Annotated in this window: 1 protein-coding gene; it reads right to left on the minus strand. The window is 37.1% G+C overall.

The genetic code is table 11. The annotated features are described in order from the left end of the window. Positions 1 to 450, minus strand: a 450-nt coding sequence (locus H6A27_RS14625; protein ID WP_239469736.1) for a transposase, incomplete at both ends; no start/stop codon positions are given.

Here is a 450-nt window from a genome sequence, read left to right on the forward strand (position 1 = left end):
AATTCACAAATAAGTTCGTACCTACAGATGCCAGTGCCCTGTTTGTACAATAGAAAAGCGAGTCCTTAGTATTGTAATCAGCAGGTCTTATCCATTTGCCTTTCAATATGCGCCACAGGATTTCAGCAGGATTAAGTTCTGGAGAGTATGGTGGAAGATAAAAAAGAAATAATCCTCTATCCTCCCATATTTTTCTGAGTTCTTTTATCTTTCTGTTCCTGTGTACAGAAGCATTGTCAAGGACAACCACCGTTTTCTTCTTTACCTCAAAAGAGAAAATGTCAAGAAAATCCACAAGTTTGTCTGCATTGATGGATTCTTGTGTTGTAAAACCTTTATATTGATTTCTTCGGGTAATCATGCCAAAGATATTAAGTCTTGCTGTTTTCTCTGATGGAATATAGACATTCTCATCTTTGAACTGCCATCCGTAAGGTACATAACCATCTG

Origin of the sequence: Bacteroides caecigallinarum, assembly GCF_016902295.1 — a bacterium.
Lineage (GTDB): Bacteria > Bacteroidota > Bacteroidia > Bacteroidales > Bacteroidaceae > Phocaeicola > Phocaeicola caecigallinarum_A.